The 9,158-nt window shown below is 64.6% G+C and carries 8 protein-coding genes; 5 read left to right on the forward strand and 3 right to left on the reverse strand.

What is annotated here, in order from left to right; all coding sequences use genetic code 11:
* Positions 1-70: 70 nt before the first annotated feature.
* The 3 genes from NKI61_RS15180 to NKI61_RS15190 are packed head-to-tail and all read right to left on the reverse strand — an operon-like array spanning position 71 to position 3,235.
* Complete coding sequence (locus NKI61_RS15180) at positions 71-922, reverse strand: TIGR01459 family HAD-type hydrolase (protein ID WP_352658210.1); 852 nt, start codon at positions 920-922, stop codon at positions 71-73.
* Complete coding sequence (locus NKI61_RS15185) at positions 919-2,208, reverse strand: FGGY-family carbohydrate kinase (protein ID WP_031196131.1); 1,290 nt, start codon at positions 2,206-2,208, stop codon at positions 919-921. Before NKI61_RS15185 ends, NKI61_RS15180 begins: the two co-directional genes overlap by 4 nt.
* Positions 2,192-3,235, reverse strand: a complete 1,044-nt coding sequence (locus tag NKI61_RS15190) for a class II aldolase/adducin family protein (RefSeq protein ID WP_352839953.1) — start codon at positions 3,233-3,235, stop codon at positions 2,192-2,194. Before NKI61_RS15190 ends, NKI61_RS15185 begins: the two co-directional genes overlap by 17 nt.
* 193 nt (positions 3,236-3,428) lie before the next feature.
* On the opposite strand from NKI61_RS15190, the gene NKI61_RS15195 reads away from it, so the two are divergent.
* From NKI61_RS15195 to NKI61_RS15215, 5 genes are all read left to right on the forward strand, one after another.
* Positions 3,429-4,211 carry a DeoR/GlpR family DNA-binding transcription regulator gene (locus NKI61_RS15195; RefSeq protein ID WP_023701285.1) on the forward strand — a complete coding sequence of 261 codons (783 nt, stop codon included), beginning with the start codon at positions 3,429-3,431 and terminating at the stop codon, positions 4,209-4,211.
* Positions 4,208-5,587, forward strand: a complete 1,380-nt coding sequence (locus NKI61_RS15200; protein WP_023704481.1) for an FGGY-family carbohydrate kinase — start codon at positions 4,208-4,210, stop codon at positions 5,585-5,587. Before NKI61_RS15195 ends, NKI61_RS15200 begins: the two co-directional genes overlap by 4 nt.
* Before the next feature lie 44 nt (positions 5,588-5,631).
* A complete protein-coding gene (locus NKI61_RS15205) occupies positions 5,632-7,128 on the forward strand; it encodes a sugar ABC transporter ATP-binding protein (protein WP_050588083.1) in 1,497 nt (498 codons plus the stop codon).
* Positions 7,125-8,117 carry an ABC transporter permease subunit gene (locus NKI61_RS15210; protein ID WP_352807449.1) on the forward strand — a complete coding sequence of 331 codons (993 nt, stop codon included), beginning with the start codon at positions 7,125-7,127 and terminating at the stop codon, positions 8,115-8,117. Before NKI61_RS15205 ends, NKI61_RS15210 begins: the two co-directional genes overlap by 4 nt.
* A gap of 76 nt (positions 8,118-8,193) precedes the next feature.
* On the forward strand, positions 8,194-9,132 hold the full coding sequence (locus NKI61_RS15215) for an ABC transporter substrate-binding protein (protein WP_023670567.1): 939 nt from the start codon (positions 8,194-8,196) through the stop codon (positions 9,130-9,132).
* Positions 9,133-9,158: the final 26 nt, after the last annotated feature.

The raw sequence follows: 9,158 nt of genomic DNA on the forward strand, positions 1-9,158 counted from the left end.
CCGGCCAATGCTCGTCGGCCACGAGGCGTTGAGGCCGGATTCGGGCGCGAGCGCTGCCAGGTGAATCAAATCAGCGAAACCTGAAGCGATCCATGATGTAATCCGGGTAGGCGTCCATCGTGTCGAACAGATCGAACAGGTCAGGGGTCTCCGCCAATATTCCTGACAGAACCAGCACCGTGGCCACGCCGGCAGCAAGTCCGCCGGCGATGTCGTGTTCGACACTGTCGCCGACGCAGACCACAGTGCTGCGGTCTGGATTGCCTGCCACCGCTAGCGCGGCGCCGAATATGGCGGGGTAAGGCTTGCCGATACGCGTGACGCTACCACCGAGGTCCTCGTAGAGATCCGCCAGCCGGCCGGCGCCGAAGCGCGGCCCCACTGCCGTCAGCATGATCTTGTCAGGGTTGGTGCAGAAGCATGGCACCTGCCGCACCGCAGCCGGCGCAAGAAGCCGGCGATAGTGCTCAAGATCGTAGCGGTCGCCCTCGCTGGCCGAAATCAGCACCAGCCCGGCATCGTCACCGTCCTTGGTCAATGCGAACGGCAGACCTTCGATCGCCGAGCGGTCATCGTCGCGGCTTATCAACAGGCATTTCGTGTTTGGAAGTAGCCTTCCGGATATCCCCATGTCGTGGAAGAACTCCCACGCGACCTCGCCGGAAGAAACAAAATGGTCCCAGCTTCCCGGTACGAAGCCGAGCTTTAGCAGCCGGCTCTCGTTGGGCCCCGCCCGCTTGCCGGAGTTCGAGATCAGCACAATGGTCTTGCCGGCGCGCTTCAGCGCCGACAGTGCTTCCACCGCCCCTGGATAGGGGCTGGTGCCGTCATGCAGCACGCCGAACTGATCGAGCAGGAAAACATCATAGCGCTCGGCCAGCTGGTTGACGCCGTTGAGGTGTTCGACTGTTTTCGCGCTCATAGAAGCCCCGCCGCGCTTGCGCCCGTCAGCGCCAGCCGCGCTGTGCCGGCGGCGGCTTCGTCCGAAAGTGCCGGCAGGAAATCAACACCAAGTCTGCGCTGCCGGATCGCCGTCCAGGCGGCATTCGCCGCACCGCCGCCGACGCTTCTGACCGACGTCAGCTGCGGCGCGCCGAGCTCGGCGAGCCTGTCATAACCGAGCGCCTCGATCGCGGCGATACCCTCCAACATGGCTTTCAGATAGTCGGCGTCCTCGACCGGTCGCGGCACAAGACGCGGCGGCAGTGCCGGATCGGCGATCGGAAAGCGTTCACCTGCAGTGGCAAGAGGATAGTAGTCGAGGCCGGTCTCGGTCATCGGGTCGATCGCCATGCTCAGCTCGACGATGCGCGCCAGAGGGAAATGCTGTGTCAGCACCTTGCCGCCGGAGTTCGATGCGCCGCCCGCCAGCCAGACATCTCCAAGCCGATGGCTGTAGATGCCGAAGCGTGGCGCCGAGATAGGCCGGTCGGACAGGATCTTGACGGTCAACGACGACCCCAGCACGGTGACGCCGTCGCCTATTGCCGCGGCACCTGTCGCCAGGAACGAGGCGCAGCCATCGGTCGTTCCGGCGACGACGGCGATTTCGCGCGGTAAGCCGAACATATCCGCGGCATCTGCGGTTAGCTTGCCGACGACATCGCCCGGCCTGACGACGCCGGGCAGCAACTCCATGCGCATTTCGGTGGCCGCAATCCAGTCCGGCCAGCAGCGGGCCGTGATGTCGTAACCGGTTTTCAAGGCATTGTTCTCGTCGCTGACATCGAAGCGACCGGAGAATTGTCCCGCGATCCAGTCCGCCTGATGCAGCACCGCGGCAACACCGGGCGTGCGCTGGAACCAGAGCGCCTTGGCGAGACCGGACGTCGCCCCAAGTGCGGCACTGGTCGCTGGGGCTTCGCGAGCGATCGCGACCAGAATGGCGTTGTCGGCGACCGTATCGTTGTACATCAGCGGCTCGGCCAGCGGCCGCCCGGCGCCGTCGACCGGCAGCAACGTACCTGAAGTGCCGTCAACAGCGATCGACCGGACCGCTGTTCGGTCGATGCCCGAAAGCAGTTCCGCCAGCGCTGCGCCGACCGCTGACCACCACACTGCAGGGTCGCGGGCATTCCGGCCAAACAACTCGAGCGAAACGGCGGAACGCGCGGCAATGGAAAAATCCGGACGCATGGCGACCGCACGCGCGCCGGACGTGCCGATGTCGATGCCTATGGCAAGAGGCGTGTCAGCGGCTGGCGGCATTGAGTTTCTGGCGATACTTCTCGGCGTCCCAGTTGACCAGTTCATCGTTCTCGGCGGCGGTGAGGTAGTTCAGCCGCGCTGCAATGTCGATGCGTGCCGTCACGTCGGCAAGGCAGCGTTGCATGGCGTCGGCGCCGGCACTGGCGTCGCCGCGCATCAGCACGCCCAGCCCGGGAAACAGGATCGCCACGGGCTTTGCACCGCACCGCTCGATCACGCGCGGCACATCCTCACCGGGCTTTGCCACCACCGACCCCCGACCCAGAAAGATGACGTGATCGGGGTAGAGGCTGCCCCCCGACGCCATGCGGCGGCTTTCGGGATCGATGGCTACCGCGTGCGCCTCGATTTCCGCCGGCAGCCTGTAACCGGTTTTCCCGGCCAGCGCCGCCAATCCCGCAACATCCGGTTCCGCCACTTGGCGCGCCGGCCGCGCCAGAAGCAGCGTGACGCGGCGCAGCAGCACTTCGGCCTCGGCGACGGTATCGGCCGCGACGACCAGCCCGTGATTGGCAAGGATCAGCACGTCGACCCCAGCCTGAAGCCGCTCGGCAATACCCTGGGCAAGCGGCAGGCCTGGCCGGAAATAAGGAACATACGCCCATTTGAGACCATCAAGGCGTCTGGCGGCTTCCACCTCGCAATTGGCCTGTACCGCCAGCGAAATGGTTTCGACGCAATGGACATGCAGGACGACGCGCTGCGGCATCAGCGCGTGAACGGTGGTTTCAATCGAAGGGCGCAGGCGCCGGGCGTTGAGCGTCTCGATGGCGAAGATCTGCGGCTGGTCGGCGGCGCTGTCGCGCTGTTCGACAGCCCTGAGCAGCGGCGCCATCGCCACCGGCACCATGATATCTTCGGAGAGCGCATCCTTCAGCCATGTGCCGGAAGCCTTGATCCACAGCGTGTCGCCGGCTTTCAGCGAGGTGTTGCCGCCGGCGGCCTGGGTCAGGTTTGGATTGCGCCCGATGCTGGCCGAAAGCGCCCGCAAGGCAGTCATTTCCTGCGCATCCGCATAGGTCGCCATGGCGCATTTCCTCTATCAGCTCCGCCAGCCTCGCAGCTTCGGATACCCGTCGTGGGATGTTGATGTGTATCGCAGATGCGAGCGACTTACGTCAATGGTGATCTAATTTCATCAAAGGTTCTTGCAATCGGAAAGATGTTGAGTAAGTTACGTCAAATGCCGCGGCAAAAACGGCTCCTGGGAGGAAAAACGATTGAGCGACTCCGGCCGCCAGCGTCAGATCGTCGAGTTGCTGCGGGATCGCCCCTTCGCGTCGGTGCGCGAACTGCAGGAGCAGCTCGGCGTGTCGGCGGCGACGGTGCGGCGCGACATCGACAAGATCGACGAGGCCGGTGAAGCACGGAAGGTCTATGGCGGCATCTCGGCGCTCGACGGCGCTTCACAGGCGGGTGTTGCCTATGCCAGGCCCTATGACGAGAACCGCGACCTCGCGGTCGAGGCCAAGCGGCAGATCGCCGCTCTCGCGGCCACGATGGTGCGCGACGGCGATGCGGTCATCGTGCATGGCGGTTCGACCTGCTTCCACCTTGGGGTCAAGCTGGCTGAGCGCAGCATCCGTCTCTATACCAATTCGATGCCGCTCGCTGCCTATCTGAGCGACCACGGCCATTGCAGCCTGACCGTTGCCGGCGGCGATCTGCATCGTGAGCCGGGCATCATCCATTCACCGACCCAGGCGGAGCCGTTCTACGCATCGAAGTTCTTTCTCGGCGCGCAAGGCCTTGGCCAGGAGGGCGTGCTGGAATCGCACCCGCTGCTGGTCCGCTCCATCGCCGATCTCAGCCTGTGTGCCGACCAGATCGTGGTGCTGGCCGACAGCCGCAAACTGTCGATCCACGCCCGTAACATCGCGCTGCCCTTGTCGCGCATCGGCACGCTGGTGACCGATGACGGCCTGTCCGACGTTGACGCGCGCATGCTGGAAGACGCGGGCGTCATGGTGCGCATCGCTTCGGCTTCGGGAGCCATCCAGTGAAGATGGCCGTCCTCGATTTCGGCAAGACCAATTCGAAGCTGTTCGTCTTCGCTCAGGACGGGCGCATCGTCGACGAGCGCCGGACCCGGCCGAACTGGATGCGCAAAGATGGCTTCAGCGTGCTTGATGAAGCAGCACTTCACAATTGGGCGGTTCGCGCCGTAAGCGAGGCCACCGACGTCCATGGCGTAGAGGGCGTGATGGTGTCGGGCCATGGCTGCACCTTTGCCCTGGTCGACGAGGCGGCGCTGACGCATCCGATACTCGACTACGAGCAAGAGCCGCCGGCTGATATTGCCGCGCAAATAGATCGCCTCGTTCCGGATTTCACCGAGACCTTCTCGCCGCGATTGCCGCTCGGCTTCAACTACGGTCGCCACATGCTGTGGCTACAGGCGGTGCAACCCGGTGCATTCACGGCCGCGAAATCGATCCTCGGCTATCCACAATACTGGAGCTGGCGGTTTGGCGGCCGGGCGGTCTCGGAAGTGTCCTATCTCGGCTGCCACTCGCATTTATGGGCGCCGCGCAAGCGCGACTTCAGTTCGCTGGTCGATATTGAGGGCTGGCGCGACCGGATGCCCGCTTTCGAGCGGGCGGGCTCGGTTGTCGGCGAGCAACGCCTCGGCGACACGAAGCGGCGGATCGCCATCCACAATGGTGTCCATGACAGCAATGCCGCGCTCCATGCCTATCGCCGGCAGGAGCTTGGCCCGGTCACCGTCGTCTCGACCGGCACCTGGGTCGTCGTGCTTAATCCGGATTGCCTGCTCGACGCGCTCGATGGCCAGCGCGACATGCTGGTCAATGTCGATATCGACGGCGGCCCTGTGCCGACCATCCGCTTCATGGGCGGGCGCGAATTCGCCACGATCAGCGACGGCTGGCAAGGCGCGATCGCGCCGGCGGCAGTGCAGCGGGTGATCAACGCCGGCAGCATGGCGCTGCCGAGCTTCGCGCCGGGCGGACCAATGCCCGGCCGCGCCGGCAAATTGGTCGGCCGCATGCCAAGCGCCGAGGAACGCGCAGCCGTGGCGCTGCTCTACGTCGCGCTGATGGTCGACCTCTGCCTCGACCAGATCCATTCGGACAACACCGTGATCGTCGATGGCGGACTGAACGCTGGCGGCCTGCTCGCCGGGCTAGTGGCGCAACTGCGTCCCAGCCAGGCCTTCCTGCAAGGGGCCACACTGGAGGGCAGCGCCACCGGGGCGGCGGCGCTGGCCTTCGAGACCGTCGGCCGCGAATTTGCCGCGGAAGTGCCGGAGCCCGTGCGTGCCGCAAGCTTCACCGGACTTGCCCGATATCGCGACACATGGCGTGGCCTCATCGGCGAGCAGGGCATCCCCCGCGCGGCAGCGGGAGGCGCACGGTGATTGTCGCTGCTCAGGCCGAAGTCACGCGCCAGCCAGTGCTGGAAATGCGGCACATCTCGAAGACGTTCGGGCCAGTCCGCGCCTTGCAGGACGTGTCGCTGACCGTCCATGCCGGCGAAGTCCATGCGCTGATGGGTGAAAACGGTGCTGGCAAGTCGACTTTGATGAAGGTGCTGTCCGGCGCCTATCGGCCTGATGCCGGCGGCGAGATACTGATCGACGGCGTGCCGGTCGCCACCGGCGACCCGATCAAGGCGCGGGCTCACGGCATTGCGGTTATCTATCAGGAACTGTCGCTGGCGCCCAACCTGACGGTCGCGCAGAACATCTTCCTCGGCAATGAGCCGAGGCGTTTCGGCATCGTCGACCGCGACCAATGCTACCGGCGCAGCAATGAGATCATCAAGCGTCTCGGCGTGTCCTTCTCCGCACGGGCTCAGGTTTCCAGCCTGTCGCTCGGCGAGCGTCAGCTGGTCGAAATCGCCCGCGCGCTTTCGACCAGCGCGCGCATCATCGTCATGGACGAGCCAACCACCTCGCTGACCTCGCGCGAGACCGACCGTCTCTTCGAGGTCATCGCGACGCTGAAGTCGCAAGGCATCGCCATCATCTACATCAGCCACCGCATGGAAGAGGTCTACCAGTTGGCCGACCGTGTCAGCGTGCTGCGCGACAGCGGCTATGTCGGCACACTCGAGCGTGCCGAGCTGAACGCCTCGCGCCTCGTCTCGATGATGGTTGGCCGCGACCTGTCCGCTTTTTACAGGAAGGATCATCGCCCGCCGGACAACAAGCGCGCGGTCGCCTTGTCGGTGCGCGGCATGGCGGACGGCAATCTCCTGAAGAACTGCTCCTTCGAACTGTACAAGGGCGAGGTGCTGGCTCTGGCTGGCCTTGTCGGCTCGGGCCGCACCGAACTCGCGCGACTGATCTTCGGTGCCGACAGACGCATCGCCGGCACGCTGGAACTCGACGGCAAGCCCGTAACCATCGGCTCGCCAAGCGAGGCACTGAATGCCGGCATCGCCTATCTCACCGAGGACCGCAAGGAGCTCGGCCTCTTTCTCGACATGTCGATCTCCGACAACATCAGCATGGGCGTGCTGGCCAGGGATGCGCGGCCCGGCGGCTTGCGCGATTTCAAAGCCGCCGAGAGACGTGCTGCCACTGCCGTTTCGGATCTCTCCATCCGCACCAGGTCGGTACAGGCCAATGCCGGTTCGCTGTCGGGCGGCAACCAGCAGAAAGTGTTGCTTGCCCGCCTGCTCGAGACCGAGCCGCAAGTGGTCATCCTGGATGAACCGACGCGCGGCGTCGATGTCGGAGCGAAGTCGGAAATCTACCGGCTGATCGACAATCTCGCCAAAAAGGGCATCGCCATCCTGATGATCTCCAGCGAACTGCCGGAGGTGATCGGCGTTGCCGACCGCGTGCTGGTAATGCGCGACGGCACGATTGCCGGCGAGGTTACGGCGTCCAAAGACCAGCCGCTGCGCCAGGAAGCAATCATGGAACTTGCAACGGGAGCGGCCAAGGGATGACCGACAAGGCGACCGAGATCAGTGGCCAGGTTGTCGGCAGGAGCCGGCGGTTGCGCACCGCCTTCGCCGCCCTTGGCATGCTGCCGATCCTGATCCTGCTGGCGGTCGGCTTTCAGTTGATGAACGCGCGCTTCTTCACCCAGACCAATTTGCTGATCGTCATGCAGCAATCGTCGATCAACATTGTGCTGGCAGCGGGCATGACCTTCGTCATCCTGACCGGCGGGATCGACCTGTCCGTCGGCTCGATACTTGCCGCCTCGGCGATGGTGGCGGTGATGGTGTCGCTGGTGCCCGATTGGGGACTGCTGGGCGTGCCGGCGGCCATTCTCGTCGGCCTCGGCTTCGGCGTCATCAACGGGCTGCTGATCGCCTATATCAGACTGCCGCCCTTCATCGTCACGCTGGGGTCGCTGACCGCTGTGCGCGGCGTCGCCCGCCTGCTCGGCCAGGACACCACGGTGTTCAACTCGGACCTGCCGTTCGACTTCATCGGCAACGGTTCGCTGTTCGGCATTCCGTGGCTGGTCATCATCGCCTTGTCGGTCGTGGTGCTGTCCTGGCTGGTGCTCAAGCGCACCGTGCTCGGCACCTGGATCTATGCCGTTGGCGGCAATGCCGAAGCGGCGCGGCTGACCGGCATCAAGGTGCCGCTGGTGCTGCTCTTTGTCTATGGCGTTTCCGGCCTGCTGGCCGGCCTTGGCGGCGCCATGTCAGCGGCCCGGCTCTATGCGGCCAACGGGCTGCAGCTTGGGCAGTCTTACGAACTCGACGCCATTGCCGCGGTCATTCTCGGCGGCACCAGCTTCGTCGGCGGCGTCGGCTCGATCTGGGGCACGCTGATCGGCGGCCTGATCATAGCGGTGCTCTCCAATGGGCTTATCTTGGCCGGTGTCTCGGACATCTGGCAGTACATCATCAAGGGATTGGTCATCATCGTGGCAGTCGCCCTCGACCGCTACAGGCTCCAGGCAGGAGCGAGAACGTGATTGACCTTGGTCGCCGGCGTAAACGACCGGTTTGTGTAACGCACCGTGAGAGGCGCGGGGCAATTGGAGGAAAGCAATGAAGACCATCGCTAAACTGCTCTGCGGCGTCGCACTCGCGGCTGCCGCCATCGCGCCCGCATCGGCCAAGGACCTCAACAAGGTCGGCATCTCGGTCGGCCTGCTCGGCAACCCCTTCTTCGTCGCCACCATCAAGGGCATCGAGGACGCGGCCAAGAAGATCAACCCGAAGGTCGAGGTGACGTCAGTGTCGGCCGACTACGACCTCAACAAGCAGGTCTCTCAGGTCGATTCCTTCATCGCCGCCGGGGTCGACGTGATCATGCTCAATGCGGTCGATGCCAAGGCGATCGGCCCGGCGGTGAAGAAGGCGCAAGCAGCGGGCATCGTCGTTGCCGCCTTCGACGTCTCGGCGCCAGGCGCCGACGTCACCGTGATGACCAACAACGTCAAGGCCGGCGAAGAGGCCTGCCAGTATCTGGTCGACCACACCGGCGGCAAGGGCGACTACGTTATCCTCAACGGCCCGGCGTCGTCGTCGATCCTGGAGCGGGTGAAGGGCTGCAAGGACGTCCTTGCAAAACACCCCGACATCAAGATCCTCTCCGACGACCAGAATGCCGAAGGCTCGCGCGACGGCGGCCTGAAGGTCTTCCAGTCGCTGCTCACCCGCTTCGACAAGATCGATGCGGTGTTTGCCATCAACGATCCGACGGCGATCGGCGCCCAGCTTGCGGCCAAGCAGCTCAATCGCTCGGAGTTCATCTTCACCGCAGTGGATGGCGCTCCCGATATCGAGAAGGAACTCGCTTCCGGCACCTCGATGATCAAGGCCTCGGCTTCGCAGGATCCCTACGTGATGGCTGGCCAGTCGCTGACGATGGCGGCTGAGCTGCTTGCCGGCAAGAAGCCGGCGGAGCCGACCGTGCTGCTCGACCCGAAGCTGATCACGGCCGAGAACCTGAAAGACTACAAGGGCTGGACCGCAGCCCGCTAAGCCTCCCAAGGCCGATGCGGCCGGGG

This window comes from Mesorhizobium sp. M0514 (genome assembly GCF_040321145.1).
Taxonomy (GTDB): Bacteria; Pseudomonadota; Alphaproteobacteria; order Rhizobiales; family Rhizobiaceae; genus Mesorhizobium.